Source organism: Methylosinus sp. RM1 (assembly GCF_011378635.1).
In the GTDB taxonomy this organism is placed as follows: domain Bacteria; phylum Pseudomonadota; class Alphaproteobacteria; order Rhizobiales; family Beijerinckiaceae; genus Methylosinus; species Methylosinus sporium.
The window spans coordinates 133,459-149,218 of record NZ_WOVC01000004.1 but is presented as its reverse complement, the minus strand read 5'-3'; the positions used below and the strand labels follow the sequence as shown (position 1 = coordinate 149,218).

17 protein-coding genes are annotated in these 15,760 nt (G+C 66.6%); 8 read left to right on the top strand and 9 right to left on the bottom strand.

Annotation, left to right across the window (positions count from 1 at the left end):
* A complete protein-coding gene (locus tag FMZ75_RS04040; protein WP_166141408.1) occupies window positions 1–411 on the bottom strand; it encodes a MucR family transcriptional regulator in 411 nt (136 codons plus the stop codon).
* Between the two features lie 382 nt (window positions 412–793).
* Window positions 794–2,326 carry an FAD-dependent oxidoreductase gene (locus FMZ75_RS04035; RefSeq protein ID WP_166141407.1) on the bottom strand — a complete coding sequence of 511 codons (1,533 nt, stop codon included), beginning with the start codon at window positions 2,324–2,326 and terminating at the stop codon, window positions 794–796.
* 220 nt (window positions 2,327–2,546) lie between these two features.
* On the opposite strand from FMZ75_RS04035, the gene FMZ75_RS04030 reads away from it, so the two are divergent.
* Both FMZ75_RS04030 and FMZ75_RS22105 read left to right on the top strand, forming a co-directional pair.
* Window positions 2,547–3,035: a CDP-archaeol synthase gene (locus FMZ75_RS04030; RefSeq protein WP_166141406.1), complete on the top strand. Its 489-nt coding sequence runs from the start codon at window positions 2,547–2,549 to the stop codon at window positions 3,033–3,035.
* A 97-nt stretch (window positions 3,036–3,132) separates the two neighbouring features.
* The gene (locus FMZ75_RS22105; RefSeq protein ID WP_166141405.1) at window positions 3,133–4,011 is read left to right on the top strand and encodes a c-type cytochrome; all 879 of its coding nucleotides are present in this window, start codon (window positions 3,133–3,135) and stop codon (window positions 4,009–4,011) included.
* 15 nt (window positions 4,012–4,026) lie between these two features.
* Here the strand turns inward: FMZ75_RS22105 and FMZ75_RS04020 are convergent, their stop codons facing one another.
* Window positions 4,027–4,806, bottom strand: coding sequence for a serine protease (locus FMZ75_RS04020; RefSeq protein WP_244594517.1), 780 nt, complete (start codon window positions 4,804–4,806; stop codon window positions 4,027–4,029).
* A 123-nt stretch (window positions 4,807–4,929) separates the two neighbouring features.
* Window positions 4,930–5,871 (bottom strand): metallophosphoesterase, encoded by a 942-nt coding sequence (locus FMZ75_RS04015; protein WP_166141403.1) that lies wholly within the window; start codon window positions 5,869–5,871, stop codon window positions 4,930–4,932.
* A gap of 195 nt (window positions 5,872–6,066) precedes the next feature.
* Here FMZ75_RS04015 and FMZ75_RS04010 point away from each other — a divergent pair, with 195 nt between their 5' ends.
* Both FMZ75_RS04010 and FMZ75_RS04005 read left to right on the top strand, forming a co-directional pair.
* Window positions 6,067–6,588, top strand: a complete 522-nt coding sequence (locus FMZ75_RS04010) for an Hsp20/alpha crystallin family protein (RefSeq protein ID WP_166141402.1) — start codon at window positions 6,067–6,069, stop codon at window positions 6,586–6,588.
* A 64-nt stretch (window positions 6,589–6,652) separates the two neighbouring features.
* On the top strand, window positions 6,653–7,603 hold the full coding sequence (locus FMZ75_RS04005) for an endonuclease/exonuclease/phosphatase family protein (RefSeq protein WP_166141401.1): 951 nt from the start codon (window positions 6,653–6,655) through the stop codon (window positions 7,601–7,603).
* Here FMZ75_RS04005 and FMZ75_RS04000 read toward each other — a convergent pair whose 3' ends face one another.
* Window positions 7,604–8,005 carry a DUF3775 domain-containing protein gene (locus FMZ75_RS04000; RefSeq protein ID WP_166141400.1) on the bottom strand — a complete coding sequence of 134 codons (402 nt, stop codon included), beginning with the start codon at window positions 8,003–8,005 and terminating at the stop codon, window positions 7,604–7,606.
* A gap of 3 nt (window positions 8,006–8,008) precedes the next feature.
* The gene (locus FMZ75_RS03995) at window positions 8,009–8,617 is read right to left on the bottom strand and encodes a nicotinamidase (RefSeq protein ID WP_166141399.1); all 609 of its coding nucleotides are present in this window, start codon (window positions 8,615–8,617) and stop codon (window positions 8,009–8,011) included.
* A gap of 26 nt (window positions 8,618–8,643) precedes the next feature.
* Here FMZ75_RS03995 and FMZ75_RS03990 point away from each other — a divergent pair, with 26 nt between their 5' ends.
* Entirely contained in the window at window positions 8,644–9,678 is a 1,035-nt protein-coding gene (locus tag FMZ75_RS03990; protein WP_166141398.1) for a hypothetical protein, read from the top strand.
* Here the strand turns inward: FMZ75_RS03990 and FMZ75_RS03985 are convergent.
* Genes FMZ75_RS03985 through FMZ75_RS03975 form a run of 3 tightly spaced genes read right to left on the bottom strand, consistent with a single transcriptional unit; the run spans window position 9,662 to window position 13,205 of the window.
* Window positions 9,662–11,038 carry a nicotinate phosphoribosyltransferase gene (locus FMZ75_RS03985; protein WP_166141397.1) on the bottom strand — a complete coding sequence of 459 codons (1,377 nt, stop codon included), beginning with the start codon at window positions 11,036–11,038 and terminating at the stop codon, window positions 9,662–9,664. The genes FMZ75_RS03990 and FMZ75_RS03985 overlap by 17 nt on opposite strands.
* Window positions 11,035–12,552 carry a ribose-phosphate pyrophosphokinase gene (locus FMZ75_RS03980; protein ID WP_207783270.1) on the bottom strand — a complete coding sequence of 506 codons (1,518 nt, stop codon included), beginning with the start codon at window positions 12,550–12,552 and terminating at the stop codon, window positions 11,035–11,037. The genes FMZ75_RS03985 and FMZ75_RS03980 overlap by 4 nt, the downstream gene beginning before the upstream one ends.
* Window positions 12,549–13,205: a dienelactone hydrolase family protein gene (locus tag FMZ75_RS03975; RefSeq protein WP_246728755.1), complete on the bottom strand. Its 657-nt coding sequence runs from the start codon at window positions 13,203–13,205 to the stop codon at window positions 12,549–12,551. The genes FMZ75_RS03980 and FMZ75_RS03975 overlap by 4 nt, the downstream gene beginning before the upstream one ends.
* Window positions 13,206–13,324: 119 nt before the next feature.
* On the opposite strand from FMZ75_RS03975, the gene FMZ75_RS03970 reads away from it, so the two are divergent.
* The 3 genes from FMZ75_RS03970 to ald all read left to right on the top strand — a co-directional run bounded on the left by FMZ75_RS03970 (window position 13,325) and on the right by ald (window position 15,742).
* Window positions 13,325–13,891 carry a cold shock domain-containing protein gene (locus FMZ75_RS03970; RefSeq protein ID WP_166141395.1) on the top strand — a complete coding sequence of 189 codons (567 nt, stop codon included), beginning with the start codon at window positions 13,325–13,327 and terminating at the stop codon, window positions 13,889–13,891.
* A gap of 75 nt (window positions 13,892–13,966) precedes the next feature.
* Complete coding sequence (locus FMZ75_RS03965) at window positions 13,967–14,614, top strand: phosphoribosyltransferase (protein ID WP_166141394.1); 648 nt, start codon at window positions 13,967–13,969, stop codon at window positions 14,612–14,614.
* 12 nt (window positions 14,615–14,626) lie between these two features.
* Window positions 14,627–15,742 carry an alanine dehydrogenase gene (gene ald / locus FMZ75_RS03960; RefSeq protein ID WP_166141393.1) on the top strand — a complete coding sequence of 372 codons (1,116 nt, stop codon included), beginning with the start codon at window positions 14,627–14,629 and terminating at the stop codon, window positions 15,740–15,742.
* The last annotated feature ends 18 nt before the right edge of the window (window positions 15,743–15,760 follow it).

The following is a 15,760-nucleotide window of genomic DNA, read 5'->3' as shown; positions in this document are numbered from 1 at the left end:
TCAGCGGCTGCCGCGGCGGCGACGCTGCTGGCCGAGGCCCATCTGCTTGGCGAGCGTGGAGCGCGCCTTGGCGTAATTGGGAGCGACCATCGGATAATCGGCCGCAAGACCCCACTTCTCGCGATATTCTTCCGGCGAGAGACCGTATTGCGTGCGCAGATGGCGCTTGAGAGACTTGAACTTCTTACCGTCCTCGAGGCAGACGATGAAGTCGTTCGTCACCGACTTGCGCACCGAAATGGCGGGTTTGGGCGCTTCGGCCGGCTCGGCGACCACGCCGGAGCCAACTCGCATGAGCGCGCCATAGACTTCGTTGATGAGGCCCGGGAGATCGCCGGCGGGAACCGAGTTGTTGCTCACATAGGCGGAAACGATGTCGGCCGCGAGTTCGATGTTGTTCGTCGATGTCATCTCTTCACTCTTCACTTTCTCGTTTCGGCGCCGCTATTCCTGACAGGCGGTGCGGTCGAAGGGCCGAAGCCCGGCAATTTCCAGGGCGAACTAGTCTGCGCCGTATCGACCGCAAAGACATTGTCAGCTATACATCAATGCTCTACCCCTCGCAACTAATTCCTAACCAAGCTCCACTAAATCTGGGCATAAATATTTGCTGCGACTGCTACGTAGAACTACGCTCGGAAATCGAGCGGCCGTCGACGCCGCCGTTTGACTTCGACAGCAGAGTCTGCAGGCGTAACGCGAAAGGAACCCGCCGTCATTCGGCAGAAGAATTGGCCGAATTCAAGTCGCGGATCGAAGTCGAATGCAGCGCCTGCGCGCAGACTATGTTGATTCAACCGCCGGTCGACTCCTCGAGCTCCACTTCGGCGCGCAAATTGTCCAAGTCGCGGCCGATCGTCGCCACGGCCATTCTGTGATCGCGACAGAAATAGGCGACGACGCAATCCTTTTTCTCGACGCTGCCGGCGATTTCGACGCGATCCCATGCGCGGGCGTGTCCGACATAAGCGATCGTCATGTCGTAATGGCGGCTCCAGAAGAAGGGCGCCGCTTCGAAGCGCTCTTGCGCGCCCAGCATGTTGCGCGCCGCTGTCTGGCCTTGGCGTTCGGCGGTGACGAAATGCTCGATTCTGATCTTTTCGCCGCTGCGGCGATCCGGCCAGCGCGCAATGTCGCCGGCCGCGAAGACGCCGCGCGCGCTGGTTTCGAGATATTCGTCGACGAGGACGCCCCGATCCGCCGCGAGTCCGGCGTCCTCGGCGAGGCGCGTGAGCGGGCGAACGCCGATTCCGACGACGACGAGATCGGCGGCGATCTTCGCGCCGCTGGCCAGAACGATATGATCTTCGCCGATCGCCGCGACGCTCTCGCAAAGATGAAAGACGACGCCATGCGCCTCGTGCTCGGCGCGCACCAGCCTGCCTATGTCCTCGCCGAGAGTCTTCTGCATGGGCGTCGCATCCGGCGCCACGACATGGACGTCGAGCCCGCGCTCGCGCAGCGCGGCCGCGGTCTCGAGGCCGATGAAGCTCGCGCCGATCACTGCGACGCGTCGCGAGGGCGCCGCCGCCGCGGCGATGAGCGCGCGGCTGTCGGCGAGGCTGCGCAGATAATGCACATGCGGCAGCGCGGCGCCGGGAATGGCGAGGCGCAGCGGCTCCGCGCCGGTCGCGAGCAGGAGCGCGTCATAGCGCAGCGGCTCGCCATGCTCGAGCGCGACGAGGCGCGCGCGGGGATCGATGGCGCGCACGCGCGTCTCGAGCAACAGCTCTATGCGCCGATTTTCGTAATAATCGCGCGGGCGCAGCGGCAGCCATTCCTCCGGCGCCGAGCCTGCGAGGTAATCCTTCGACAGATTGGGCCGGTCATAGGGCGCGGCGGCATCGGCGCTGATCATGACGAGCGAGCCGGAATAACCCTCTTCCCGCAACTCGTGGGCGGCGGCGAGGCCCGCCGCTCCGCCGCCGATGATGACGATGCGGCCGAGGCGCGGCGGCGGCGGCGGACGCTCGCGCTCCGTCGGATCGATCTTCTCGACCGCGAAAAGGAGCGCGCCGCGCCTTTCCGTCCGCCAGCAGGGAACGGGGTCGAGCGCCGGCGCCCGCAACGCCGCTCCATCGCGCAGGCTGAAGCAGGCGTGATGCCACGGACAGCGGATCGTGTCGGCGACGACGAGGCCCTCGGCGAGCGGGCCCTGATAATGGGTGCAGACGGCGCCGATCGCGAAGAACTCGTCGCCACTGCGAATGAGCAGCGCCGGCTCGGAGCCGACGCGGCCGACGCGCATCGCGCCGTCGGCCAGATCGGCGACGGCGACGCCGAGCGAGAAATCGGGGCCCTCGGCCGCCACTGCGTCCTCGCCCATAGTCCGCCTCGAAGACCGCGCCACGCGGGATTTCGGTCGTCATGTAGAGAGGAGAGAGTCCGCCGACAAGGTCACGACGCATGAAAAGGCGCCTGATCGGATCGAGAGGCTATTCGCGCCCATGACGACGCCGCGGCGCCCGCTATATGGCGAGGAAGCCATGAGCCCTGGCGTGGGTTTCGTCTGGTGTGGTTAGGGCGCCGCAGGCGAGGATGCGCGCATGGATGGAGTTCTGATTCTCCGTCTGCTGTTTCTGCTGATCGTCGCCAATGGCGCGCCGGTTCTCGGCAAGCGGCTGCTGGGCGCGGCTTTCGCTCGGCCGATCGACGGCGGCGCGCGCTTTTTCGACGGGCGGCCGCTGCTGGGCGCGGCGAAGACCTGGCGCGGCGTCGCTCTCGCCCTCGTCGCGACCGCCGTCTGCGCGCCGCTCGTCGGATTGCCGGCCGTGCTCGGCGCGCAGCTCGCGGCTTTCGCCATGGCGGGCGACCTCTTGTCGAGCTTCGTCAAACGCCGGCTCGCACTGCCGGCCAGCAGCCGCGCGCCCGGCCTCGATCAAATTCCCGAGGCGCTGCTTCCGCTGCTCGCCATCGCCGCGCCCGCTGGCCTCGGCGCGGCGGAGATCGCCATCGTCACAGGCCTGTTCTTTTTCGGCTCTCGAGCGCTCTCGCGGCTGATGTTCGACCTCCGCGTGCGCGAGCGCCCGTTCTGAGCGGGAGAATTCGCCGAGCTTTTCGAGACTTTTTTGAAATGAAGCGCGCCGCGCCGCTGTCTATTTTAGCGCGACATTCCGATCGATTGGATAGGCTGTGTCCGCCACCTCCCTCCGCCTCCGGGCGCGCCGCGTTCTTTCGCCGCTCTGTCTCGCTCTCGCCCTCGCCGCCCCGGCCGCCGCCGCCGATATCGAGCGCGGCCGCTATCTCGTCGAGGCGCTGACCGCCTGCGACAATTGCCATACGCCGCGGGGGCCCGATGGTTATGTGCGGGAGAAGCGCCTCTCCGGCGGGCCGCAGACTTTCACCGGGCCGAATTACAGCGTCCGCGGGCCGAATATTTCGTCCGACGCCGCGTCGGGGGTCGGCGCCTGGAGCGACGATGCGGTGAAAGCCGCCATCGTCGCCGGGATCGGCCCGGATGGGCGCCTCGCGCCGGCCATGCCCTCCGAATATTACCGCATTCTCACCATGCGCGACCTCGAGGCGGTGGTCGCCTATCTGCGCGAGGCGGCGCCCGTCGCATCGGCGCGGCCGGAGCAGCGCCGCGACGGCGAGCCGACAGCCGAAACCTTCCCCGGCGCCGAGGCGCCCTTCGAGGAGAAGGCGCTCGACGATCCGCTACGGCGCGGCTTTTATGTCGCGACTCTGGCGCGCTGCATGGAATGCCACAGCGGCGAGACCAATGGCGCGCTCGACCATAGAGAGAAGCTCGGCGCCGGCGGCAAGCTGTTCCGCACGCCGGCGGGAACGGCGGTCGGCGCCAATATCACACAGCATCCGACAGCCGGGATCGGCGCCTGGAGCGACGAGGAGATCAAAGCCGCCATCACCAAGGGCGTCGGCCGCGACGGCAGGCCGCTCAAGCCGACCATGGCCAATCTCTCCAAGGCGCATTTCGCCAAGATGACGCCACAGGATTTGGACGCGCTCATCCTCTGGCTGCGAACGATTCCACCGCGCGGGGGGCCGTGAGCCGCTAGGCCACGTTCAGCGCGCGTCCGCGCGCAGATTCGCCCGAATGGCGTCCAGCAATTCGCCCTCGAACAGCAGCGCCATGCCGAAATGACGCTCCATGTCGAAATCTCGGCGCGAATTCATATCCAGCGAGGCGCTGTGCATGGCGATGAGCCGTCCATCATCGGCGAAAACCCCGGAGCCCGAGCCGCCATAGCCGTCGTTGCAATCATGCCGCGCGCGGCGAATCCCGGCCTCCGTCGGCGCGTCGATCTGGCGGATCTGGCATTCTTCTATGCTGGTCGCGCGGCGGAAATTGGAGTGGCCGGCGGGCGACACCATCACCACGCGCAGGGTCCCGACGCCGGTCGGCGGCATCGGCCCGTCGGGGATCGGCTGCGGCGCTATGGCTGCGTCGACCGGCTCGCGCAGCCGCACCAGCGCCCAATCGTCGGTGATGTTCAGCGCCTTGGCGTCGCGGGAAAAGCCGAAGCGCAGGCTCTCCGTCTCGAAGAAATACTCCTTCTCGCCGATGAAGAAAGTGCAATCGTCGATGGGATGGGTCGGCCGCAGCTTGCGATCGACGAAATTATGGGCGTTGAGGACGACGAGCCCGCGGTCGCCGATGAGCCAAGCGGCGGCGGCCCGCTCGGGAACGCCTTCCTCGGTCCGGCACATCAGCACGCCGGCGCCGGGATAGCGCCGAAAATCCTCCTCCGCCATGAATCGCCGCGCCTCGCGCGGATAGAGCGCCGCTACGGCCGCCGCTACGCTGGCCGCGAGCAGCAGCGCCGCGCCGATCGCCGTTCGCAAGCCGCGACGCCCCGCGCCCGCCCTTCGCACACCGCCTCGCATCGAACGCCCTTTCCTTCACGCTAGCGTCATATTCTAGCGGGGGGCGACAAGCTCGACCAGATGCGCGGGCGAATTCGTCTTTCAGGCCGTCATCAGCCGATGAAGCGTGATCTCCGGCGGGCAATTGAAGCGCACCGGCAGCACGGAGGAGCCGGCGCCGACCGAAGTATAGCCCTGCATGTCGTGATATTTCCAAGCGCCGGCGCCATAGGCGCGCGGCAGCGCGGAGTCGAGCGTGAGCGCGACGCCGCCCGGCAGGCAGATCTGCCCGCCATGGGTGTGGCCGGCGAGAAGAATGTCGAAGCCGGCATGGGCCGCCTGGCGGAAAATCTCCGGCGTATGCGAGAGGAGAATGGAGAATTCTCCTTGCGGAATTCCCTCCCCGGCCTTCTCTATATTGTCGACACGAAAATAATGCGCGTCGTCGACGCCCGCGACATGAAGACATGCGCCTTTGCGCCAGAGCGTCTCGCGCTCATTGAGCAGAACGCGCATTCCCATTTGCTCGAGCCGCGGCGTCATCATGATCGTGTCGTGATTGCCGAGCACGGCGAGGATCGGCGCGCGCAGAACGTCGCGCAGCTCCGCCATGCCGGCGAGCGCGGCCTCGTGCGGACCGTGCGTCGCGCCGCGATAATCGCCGGTCAGCACGCAAAGATCATAAGAGAGATCCGCGACGAGCGCGCGCACGCGCGCCATCGCCTGCGGACACATGTCGACATGCAGATCGCTCAAGTGAAGAATCGTGTAACCGTCGAAGGCGCGCGGCAGCCTCGCGCTGACGATCGTATTCTCGCGCAGCCGCACATTCTCCGCATTGCCCAGGCCGCGGCGATAGAGTCCGGCGATCGTGAGCGCGGCGCGGATCAGCAATGGCGAGGCGGCGAGATTTTCCGGATGGAAGAAATTGAGGCCCTGGCCGAATATCTGCGCCTCATGGTCGCGCTCTATGCCGAGCCGCTGGCGCGCATGGAGACGCCCGAGCCGCGTCTCCAGCGCGCGCATGATGTCGTCTTCGGTCATCGCCGGCTCTTCGGACATGTCGCAGCGCTCCGCCTGTGATCAATATAAACGGCTGCGACCATTTGCCTATGCGGCCCGAAGGCCGCTCGCGCCCGATTGTTTTTTTTCGCCGCTCTCCTACGTCTGAGGCGTCGTGCGAGCGCGATGCGCCGGCGCGCCGGCGCCGGTTTCCCAGACTTGCATCAGGAGGCGGAAATGGCGGAAGCGCAGACGAGAGTTCCCGTGAAAGAATCGAAGGAGACGCTGCCGAACTATGGCTTGTTCGATTGGCATCCTCTGGAAACCTTGCGGCGGCAGATCGACCGCTTGTTCGAGGACGCGCCTTTCCAGAAGGGAGCGACGCCCGATCTCGAGCCCTTCGGCCGCGTCACCATAGGCTGGGCGGCGACGCCCGCCGTCGATCTCGTCGAGAAGGACCAGGAATATCAGATCACCGCGGAAATTCCCGGCATGGACGAGAAGAATGTCGAGGTGAAGCTCTCCAATGGCTCGCTGATCATCAGCGGCGAGAAGAAAGAGCAGCGCGAGGAGAAGGACAAAGGCTATTTCCTGTCCGAGCGTCGCTATGGCTCTTTCCGTCGCGCCTTTCGCGTGCCGGAGAATGTCGAGGCCGACAAGATCGACGCCAGCTTCGCCAAAGGCGTGCTGACCGTCCGCCTGCCGAAATCCGCGCAGGCGCAAAAGGCCGAGAAGACCATCGACATAAAGGCCGCATGACGCGGACATTTGCAATCTTCCTCTCCCGCAGCGCGCGGGAGAGGGCGCGCCGGACTTCCGACGAATGGCGGGCCGCTTTCGCCTCGCGACTTTCAACATAGAGAATTTGGACTGGTCGCCTTCGGCGCAGGACGAATTCGAGCGGCGCCTCGCCGTGTTGCGGCCGCAGCTCGCCGCCATCGACGCCGATATTCTCTGCCTTCAGGAAGTCGACGCGCAGCGTCCGAGCGCGCATGAGCCGCGCCGCTTCGTCGCGCTCGACCGCCTCGTCGCGGGCGGCGGCTACGAGCGTTTCTTCCGCGCGACGACATTGCGGCCTGGCGGAGACGCGCCGGCGGACATCCATAATCTCGCCCTGCTCTCGCGCTGGCCGATCGTCGAGCGGCGCCAGCTCTTTCACGACATTGTCGCGCCCTGGCGCTGGACGCCGCCCGCCGATCACGCTGTCGCCCAGCCGATCGATATTTTGTTCGAACGTCCAATTCTCTATGCGCGCATCGCGCTTCCAGGCGGCGCGGCCTTGCATGTGCTCGATCTGCATTTGCGCGCGCCGCGCGCCGTGCCTCTGCCGGGAGAAGCGGATCGTGGAGCCGGTCGCGCCTATGCGGAGGGGCAATGGCTCGCCGCGCAAAAGCGCGAAGGGCAGGCGCTGGAGGCGCGGCTCTTCGTCGATCGGATATTCGATGCGGAAAGCGCGCCGCTCATCGCGCTCTGCGGCGATCTCAACTGCGACGCCTATGACGCGCCCGCGCGCATATTATGGGGCGCGGAAGAGGCAGCGGACGGGCCGCGCAGCCTGACGCCGCTCGCCCTGCGTATCGCGGAGCCGGCGCGCTTCACCGTGATTCACGCGGGCAGAAAGACGCTTCTCGACCAGATAATGGCCTCGCCCGCGCTGGCGGCGCGCTGCGAGGACGTGACGATATTGAATCAGGGCCTCGCCGACGAAGCGACGGCGCCGGACCCGATCCTCGGATCACTGCACGCGCCGCTCGTCGCGCGCTTTCGCTTGTGACTATTGTCGATCGTCCTCGAAGCCTTCGCAGCTCTCGTCGAATTCGTCGAGTCCCGCTTCGAGATAGCTCGCGAGCAGCGGAATGCCGAGCAGATATTTCGACGTCTGGCCTTTGCGCCGCTCCTTCGCCTGAATGACGGCGGAATCCCAATCATCGGCGGTGAAATCGCCGCGCCCCACCCAGCAGAGCGCGACCAGCTCCGCCTGCTCGTCGTCATCCATCGCCTCGATGAATTCCACGAGCTCGCGGCGATTGGGCGACCAGCCTTCTTCCGTCAGCACGCTCACGAATTTATCGTCGGATGGATTGGACGCGTCGGGCCGCATTCCTTCATCCTCGGCCTCGAGCTCGCGCGCTTTGACGATGACGAAACACACTTTGTCGGTATTGATCTCCGGCATGGCTCATATCCTCGAAAGGTGATCGACATCTTGGGGGGAGCGCGACGGCTCGATCACCGTCACGCCCGCGGCGCGCATTTCCGCGCGCGCACTCTCGCCGCCCTCTCGCGTCACCGGACGCGTGGCGGCGCGCAGAACATGGGTCTCGAAACCGAGCCGCGCGGCGTCGATCGCGCTGCATTTCACGCAGAAATCCTCGGCGAGGCCGACGACGAAAATGCGATCGATCGCGCGTCGGCGCAGCTCCTCGGCGAGGCTGGTGCCGTCGAAATCGGAATATTGCTCGCGCTCGGGACGCTTGGCCTTGGAGACGAACAGCACGCCCGCCGGCAGGCGCAGCTGCGGATGAAATTCCGCGCCTCTGGTGCCGCGCACGCAATGCTGCGGCCAATCGCCGCCCTGAGCGGCAAAGCTGATATGATCCGGCGGATGCCAATCGCGCGAGACGATGATCTGCGTTCCCGACTTGCGCGCTTCGTCGACGAGATCATTCACGACGGGAAGAATCTCTTCGGCGTGCGGAACCGCGAGCTTGCCGCCCGAAAAAAAGTCGAGCTGCAGATCGACGATCAGCAGAGCGTCGGTCGAGCGCAGCCCTATCTTCTTTCTCATCGCGACCTCCTCCGATGAAGCCGCACATGCTTTCGGATCCCAGCCGAGCACAGATCGATCGCCCGTCTCTCGCCGATGAGCTGAAGCGTCTCGCCGAGCCTTCGGCCTATCCGCACGCGCCCGCGCGCGTCGATCTCCTCGAGACACATATGTCTCACTTGTTCCTCGCGGGAGACCGCGTCTACAAAATGAAGAAGCCGGTGCGCTTCGCCTTCCTCGATTTCTCGACGCCGCTCGCGCGCGAGGCCGATTGCCGCGCCGAGCTGCGGCTCAACCGGCGGCTCGCCCCGGATGTCTATCTCGATGTGGTTCCGCTGACGTTCGACGCGGGAAAATTGTCGATCGGAGGCGAAGGCGAGACTATCGACTGGCTCGTCGTGATGAAGCGCCTGCCCGCCGAGCTGATGCTCGATCGGCTGCTCGCGAGCGGGGACGTCGATACGGGCCGGATAGAGGAGCTCGCGGCGCGACTCGCCGAATTCTACGCGGCCGCCGCGCGCTCGACGATTTCCGAGCGCGATTACATCGCGCGGTTCTTTCGGGAGCAGGCGGAAAACCGCCGCATCATCGCCATGCGCGACTTCGCGCTCGATCATTGTGACGCAAAGGCTGTGCTCGACGAGGCCGATCGACTGCTCGTCACGCAAGAGCCGGCGCTCGCGGCGCGCGTGCGCGAAAAGCGCATCGTCGACGGACATGGGGATTTGAGGCCCGACCATATCTGCTTTTGCGAGCCGCTGGCGATTTTCGATTGTCTCGAATTCAATGATCGATTGCGTCAGGTCGATCCTTTCGACGAGCTCGCCTTTCTCGCTCTCGAATGCGATTTGCTCGGCGCGCCGCAGATCGGCGCGGCGATCGTCGCCGCCACGGCGCAGCGTCTCGGCGGCGCGCCGCCGCCTGCGCTCTTTGCGCTCTATGGCGCCTGTCGTGCGCTTTTGCGCGCGCGTCTTTGTCTCGCTCATCTGCTCGATCCCGCGCCGCGTCGAAAAGAGAAGTGGGAGCCGCTCGCGCGCCGCTATCTCGCGCTCGCACGCGCGCGCCTCACGAACATCGGGTGAGATGCGGCTGTCTCGCGCGCGGCCACGTCCGCCGCGCCAGAGAGGCCTCTACTTCGCGCTCATATTCGACGAGACGCAGGCTGATCGTCACCGGATAGGGCGAGGCGCAAGGCGCGAGGCCGCGCACATCCGCCGGCAGCGCCGCCATAGCGGCGCGCGCATGGTCGCGAATGTCGGCGAGGCTCGACGGCGCCTTCACGATCTCGCCGTCGCGCATCACGGGCTCGAGCAGCGGAACGCCGGAATAGCGCTCGTCTTCGCGCGCGATGACGTCGCGCACGGCGACGCCGTCGTGGAATTGGCGGAAGATCTGCTTGCGGCCGGGAAGGCTGCGCTTTCCGGGCGAGAGCTTCATGCGTCCTTCGCCGGCGTATTCGACGAGCTTATAGGCGATGTCGAGCGCGGGCGCGTCTGTGGAGGCGGCCATTTCCGTGCCGACGCCGAACAGGTCGATCGGCGCATGGGCGGCGGCGAGGCGATCGATGCGCGCTTCATCGAGTCCGCCGCTGGCGACGATCTCGATATGGGTGAGGCCGGCTTCGTCCAATATGCGCCGCGCCTGCCGCGACAGCGCGAGGAGATCGCCGGAGTCGAGCCGGATCGCATGGACGTCGAAATCCGCACCCATCTCCCGCGCCAGCGCGACGATTTTGCGCACGCTTTCGAGCGTGTCGTAAGTGTCGACGAGCAGCGTGGTTCGGGGAAAAATGCGGGCGTAGGCCTCGAAGGCGGCGGCCTCTGAAGGACAGGCCTCGACGAAGCTGTGCGCCATTGTTCCGGCGACGGGAATTTTATGCGCGCGGCCGGCGGCGAGATCGGAGGTCGCGGCGACGCCGGCGACATGAAAGGCCCGTGCGCCTTTCACGGCGGCGTCGAAGCCCTGCGCGCGGCGCGCGCCGAAATCGACGATCGCGCGTCCCCGCGCGGCGAAGACCATGCGCGCCGCCTTGGAGGCGAGCATCGTCTGCAGCCCGATCTGATTGAGGATCAGCGTCTCGACGATCTGCGCTTCGCCGATCGGCGCCGAGACTTCGAGTATGGGCTCATTGGCGAAGACGGGCGTTCCCTCGGGCAGCGCGCGAATGTCGCCAGTGAATCGCAATCGCGCGAGCCAGTCGAGAAACTCCGCCGGAAATGAGCCGAGCGAAGCGAGATAGCGCAAATCGTCGTCGTCAAAGCGAAGCGCTCGCAGCTCTTCGAGCAGATCGGCGAGGCCGCAGGCGAGCAGGAAATTGCGCTCCTGCGGCAGGCGCCGGACAAAGAGGCCGAAGCTGGCGCGGCGCTCCGCCATGCCGAGCTCGAAATAGGCGCGCAACATGGCGATCTCATAGAGATCGACGAAGAGAGCAGAGGCCGTCATGGGGCGCCTTTCGGACCAGCGTCGAGCAATTCGTCTATGGAGCCGCCGCTGTGCAGACAGACGATCGCTTCGGCGAGCAGCGTCTCGACGCCGAGCGTGACGAGGCGTCCACGCAGACGCAGCGCGGCGGCCTCGCTCGGCGCGACAGTGTCGGTGACGACGATCTCCTCGATCGGCGCCTCGCGCAGCGCGGCCTCGGCGTCGCGCGCGAATAGCGCATGGGTCGCGGCGAGGAATATGCGCGTCGCGCCATTGGCCCGGCAGGCGCGCGCGGCGCGCGCCATGGTGGCGCCGCTGCTGATGAGATCGTCGAGAATGACGACGGCGCGGCCGGCCACATCGCCGGCGAAAATCTCGCCGGTGATCTCGCCCATGCTGCGATGCTTGTTCATGAAGCCTTTGGCGACCGGCCGCGCGAGAATGGTCTCCAAGCGCTGCCGAAACAGCTCGGCGCGCTTCTCGCCGCCGAGATCGGGCGAGACGACGGCGACCGGATCGCCGCCGAGCCGATGCGCGAAATAGCGCGCGAACAAGGCTTGCGCGTCGAGCGCGACGCTTTCGATGCGGAAGGCGTTCTCGAAGGCCGCGACATTATGCGCGTCTATGGTCGCGATGCGATCGGCGCCGACGCTCTCCAGCAATTGCGCGACATAGCGCGTCGCGACGGGATCGAGCGGCTTGGTGCGGCGATCCTTGCGCGCATAGCAGAGATAGGGCGCGACGGCGGTGATGCGCGCGGCGCCGGCGTCGCGCAGCGCGCCGATGAAGAAGAGAAGGCGCAGGAGCTTGTCGGCGCCGCTGTCGCCCGTCTCGCCCTCGAGGCTCGAGAGGACATAGACATCCTTGTCGCGCACGCCGACGAGCGGCCGGACCTTGCGCTCGCCGTCCTCAAATCGGCGCTCTTCATGCGGCGCGAGCGAGCAGCCCATTTCATGCGCGATTCGTTCGCCGAGCGCGCGGCTCGAGCCGAGCGCGAATAGGAGGATTTGCTCGTCGCTCTCAGGGAGCGGCTCGCGCGACGGCGCCGGCGTTTCATAGCGCTCTATGTTCAGCGCGCCCAGCACGGCGCCGAGCGTTCCGTCGGCGAGCGCGAGCGGCGCGGCGAGGAGCTCGACGCCGGCGCGATCGCGGCCTTTTGCGACGAGCGTGAATTCGACGAGCGCCGGCTCGCCGGCGCGCAGGACTTCGTCGAAGAGCCGGCGCAGGCGCACGGCGCCGCGTCGATTGGGCGCTTCGCTCAAGCGCGCGCCGTCCGCCACCGCGCCGAGCAGGGCGGCGGCCGCCTTGGCGCCGATGACGATCTCATAATCGCGCGCGTCGGGAACGGCGCGAAAGGCGAAGCCGCAATTGCGCAGATCCGCGACGACATCGGCGAAGGTCGGAGCGACGCCGCGGCGCGACGTCAGCCAATGGTCGAGCGCGTGCTTCGTCTGAACGCCGATCGGGCGCGGCGCGAAATCGAGGCGCTCGAAGAGACGCTTCAGAAAGGGTCGCGTCTCGGCCAGCGTCGTCATGCGAACCTCTCGCTGTGATCGCGCCGCGTCAGTTTCTCGGCGAACCATGTCGCGGCCAGCGCGACGACCTGCTCCAGAGTTCCAGGCTCCTCGAACAAATGTGTCGCTCCGGGCACGATGTCGAGGCGGGCGTCGGGCAGACGTCCCGCGGCCGTGCGATTGAGATTAAGAACTTCCGAATCGCGGCTGCCGACGATGAGCAATGTCGGCGCTCGCGCTCGCGCCAAAGCCTCGCCCGCGAGATCGGGCCGACCGCCGCGCGAAACGATCGCCTGCACATTTTGCGGACGCTCCGCCGCCGCCATGAGCGCCGCCGCCGCGCCCGTGCTCGCGCTGAAGAGGCCGATCGGCAATTCACAGAGCAGAGGCTCGTCCGCAGCCCAGTCGATCGCCTCGACGACGCGCTCGGCGAGCAGAGGGATGTCGAAGACATTGCGGCGATCCTGCGCTTCGGCCTCGGTCAGGAGATCCAGCAGCAGCGTCGCAAAGCCGCGCTCATGCAATGCTGCGGCGACGAAGCGGTTGCGCGGGCTGAATCGCGAGGAGCCCGAGCCATGGACGAAAATCACCAGTCCGCGCGCCTGTTGCGGAATGGCCAGCGCAGCGCCGAGGCGATACTGGCCGATGGCGACCTCCGATTCCACGATGGTCATGACGCGCATCCTTCGTCGTCGCTGCCGCGCATGATGCGCTCTCGCGCCCGCCCTATCTAACTATCGCGCCGCCGCGCGAGCGTCGGCGAAATTCGCGTCACGAGGACGGAGGCTCGGCCATGCAGACGACGCCCGAAATCGATTTTCAAGGCATGGAGGCTTCGCCGCAGGCGCAAGCGCGCATCGCGCGTCATATAGACGAGCTCGAGACGCGCTTCGGCCGCGTCACCGCTTGCCGCGTCGTCGTCAAGGCGCCGAGCGCGCGTCATCAGACGGGCGGGCAATATGAGATCAACATTCGTCTCGCTCTGCCGGATGGGCGCGAGGCGATTGTCGAGCGCACGCCGCCGGAGGACGAGCGCTATCAGGATTTCGACTTTGCGCTGAATGACGCCTTCAAGCGCGCGCGGCGGCGCTTGCAGGATCAGGTTCGTCGGCTCGAGGGGCATGTGAAGCAACATGCCGAGCCGGCGATCGGCGTGGTGCGACGGCTGATGCGCGAGGATGGCTATGGATTCCTAGAAAGCGAAGACGGACTCGAACTCTATTTTCACCGCAATAGCGTCGAAGGCGCGGGATTCGCAGCGCTCGAACGCGGCGATCGCGTGCGCTATGTGCCTGAAGACGGTGAGAAAGGCCCGCAGGCGAGCGCAGTGCGGCCGCTCGGCGAACGGGCGCCTTCGTGAGCGTGCGGCCTTCGCATCGGCGCGGCGCTCGATTATATCGAGCGCGTCGCGCATTTCCGCCGGAGCCGCTACGCCATGCCGTTTCGTGATCGTGACGACGCCGGTCGTCGCCTCGCCGATGCGCTCGGCGCCTATGCGGGAGAAGCGGCTGTGGTCTATGCGTTGCCGCGCGGCGGCGTTCCCGTCGCCGCGCATATCGCAGAGCGGCTGAAGGCGCCGCTCGACCTCGTGCTGGTGCGCAAGATCGGCGTTCCCTATCAGCCAGAGCTCGCCATGGGCGCGCTCGCCGATGGCGGCGCGCCGATCATCGTGCGCAATGAGGATGTGATCGCCGCGGCGGAAGTGACAGAGTCGGTCTTCCAGGCCGTTTGCGCGCGCGAGCGCGCCGAGATCGAGCGGCGGCGCGAGGCCTATCTCGGCGGCAGGGCGCGGCCAGATCCGGCCGGCAAGCTCGCCGTCGTCGTCGACGACGGCGTCGCCACCGGCGCGACGACGCGCGCCGCGTTGCGCGCCGTGCGCGCGCTGCATCCGCGCAAGCTCATTCTCGCTATTCCCGTCGCGCCGACCGATGCGCTCGCCGCATTGCGCCGCGAGGCCGATGCGATCGTCTGCCTCGAACATTATCGGGACTTCGGCGCGATCGGATTTTTCTATGAGAATTTTCATCAAGTCGACGATGAAGAGGTGATCGCCATTCTCGATCGCTTCACGCCGCTTTCATGATGGGAGACGCTGATGCGCGTCGGCGCGCCGAGGGAAGTCAAGGACAATGAGTTTCGCGTGGCGTTGACGCCGGCGGGCGTCTATGAGCTCGTCCAGCGGGGCCATTTCGTCATGGTGGAGCGCGGCGCCGGCGTCGGCGCCGGGATTTCCGACGGCGAATTTCAGACGGCGGGCGCGGCTCTCGTCGAGGGGCCGGAGTCGATTTTTTCCTCCGCCGATCTCATCGTGAAAGTGAAGGAGCCGCAGCCGCAGGAGCGCGCGCGCTTGCGGCCGGGGCAGTTGCTGTTCGCCTATCTGCATCTCGCCGCCGATCGCGCGCAGGCGCAGGAGCTCATGATTTCCGGCGCGATCTGCATCGCCTATGAGACAGTGACGTCGCCCTTCGGCGGCCTGCCGCTGCTCACGCCGATGTCCGAGATCGCCGGGCGTCTCGCGCCGCAGGCGGGCGCGCGCTGTCTCGAAAAATCCATGGGCGGGCGCGGCGTGCTGCTCTCCGGCGCGCCGGGCGCGCCGCCGGCGGAAGTGGTGATTCTCGGCGCCGGAACAGTGGGAACGCAGGCGACGATGATCGCGCTCGGCATGGGCGCGAGCGTCATCGTCGCCGATCGCGGCGCCGAACCGTTGCGGCGCCTCTCCGCGCGCTTCGGCTGCGCGGCGCGCACGATATTCTCGACGCCGACGGCGATCGCAGAGCTCGTGCGCCGCGCCGATCTCGTCATCGGCGCCGCGCTCATTCCAGGCGCGGCGGCGCCCAAGCTCGTCAGCCGCGGCATGATCGCGGGCATGAAAGCCGGCGCGGTCATCGTCGATGTGGCGATCGATCAGGGCGGCTGCTGCGAGACGTCGCGGCCGACGACGCATAGCGATCCGACCTATGTCGTCGACGGCGTCGTTCATTATTGCGTGACCAACATGCCCGGCGCCGTGCCGCGCACCTCCACTTTCGCGCTCGCCAGCGCGACTTTGCCTTTCGTGCTGGCGCTCGCCGACAAAGGGCTCGGCGCATTGCGCGACGATCCTCATCTCGCTGCGGGCCTCACAGTGGCGCGCGGCGCGATCGTCAACGCCTCCGTCGCCGCGGCGCTCGGCCTGGCTTTCACGCCGGCGGAAGCGTTTTTGAAAGCTTGAGATTCCACGAGGAGCGTC

Excerpts from the sequence above, each read along its gene's own strand:
- FMZ75_RS04015 (WP_166141403.1), bottom strand. The coding sequence starts at position 5,871 with ATGACCGAAGACGACATCATGCGCGCGCTGGAGACGCGGCTCGGGCGT.
- FMZ75_RS03970 (WP_166141395.1), top strand. The coding sequence starts at position 13,325 with ATGCAGACGACGCCCGAAATCGATTTTCAAGGCATGGAGGCTTCGCCG.
- FMZ75_RS03975 (WP_246728755.1), bottom strand. The coding sequence starts at position 13,205 with ATGACCATCGTGGAATCGGAGGTCGCCATCGGCCAGTATCGCCTCGGC.
- FMZ75_RS04000 (WP_166141400.1), bottom strand. The coding sequence starts at position 8,005 with ATGCCGGAGATCAATACCGACAAAGTGTGTTTCGTCATCGTCAAAGCG.
- FMZ75_RS04010 (WP_166141402.1), top strand. The coding sequence starts at position 6,067 with ATGGCGGAAGCGCAGACGAGAGTTCCCGTGAAAGAATCGAAGGAGACG.
- FMZ75_RS04030 (WP_166141406.1), top strand. The coding sequence starts at position 2,547 with ATGGATGGAGTTCTGATTCTCCGTCTGCTGTTTCTGCTGATCGTCGCC.
- FMZ75_RS04040 (WP_166141408.1), bottom strand. The coding sequence starts at position 411 with ATGACATCGACGAACAACATCGAACTCGCGGCCGACATCGTTTCCGCC.
- FMZ75_RS03995 (WP_166141399.1), bottom strand. The coding sequence starts at position 8,617 with ATGAGAAAGAAGATAGGGCTGCGCTCGACCGACGCTCTGCTGATCGTC.
- FMZ75_RS03980 (WP_207783270.1), bottom strand. The coding sequence starts at position 12,552 with ATGACGACGCTGGCCGAGACGCGACCCTTTCTGAAGCGTCTCTTCGAG.
- FMZ75_RS03985 (WP_166141397.1), bottom strand. The coding sequence starts at position 11,038 with ATGACGGCCTCTGCTCTCTTCGTCGATCTCTATGAGATCGCCATGTTG.
- FMZ75_RS03990 (WP_166141398.1), top strand. The coding sequence starts at position 8,644 with ATGCTTTCGGATCCCAGCCGAGCACAGATCGATCGCCCGTCTCTCGCC.
- FMZ75_RS03965 (WP_166141394.1), top strand. The coding sequence starts at position 13,967 with ATGCCGTTTCGTGATCGTGACGACGCCGGTCGTCGCCTCGCCGATGCG.
- FMZ75_RS04035 (WP_166141407.1), bottom strand. The coding sequence starts at position 2,326 with ATGGGCGAGGACGCAGTGGCGGCCGAGGGCCCCGATTTCTCGCTCGGC.
- FMZ75_RS04005 (WP_166141401.1), top strand. The coding sequence starts at position 6,653 with ATGGCGGGCCGCTTTCGCCTCGCGACTTTCAACATAGAGAATTTGGAC.
- ald (WP_166141393.1), top strand. The coding sequence starts at position 14,627 with ATGCGCGTCGGCGCGCCGAGGGAAGTCAAGGACAATGAGTTTCGCGTG.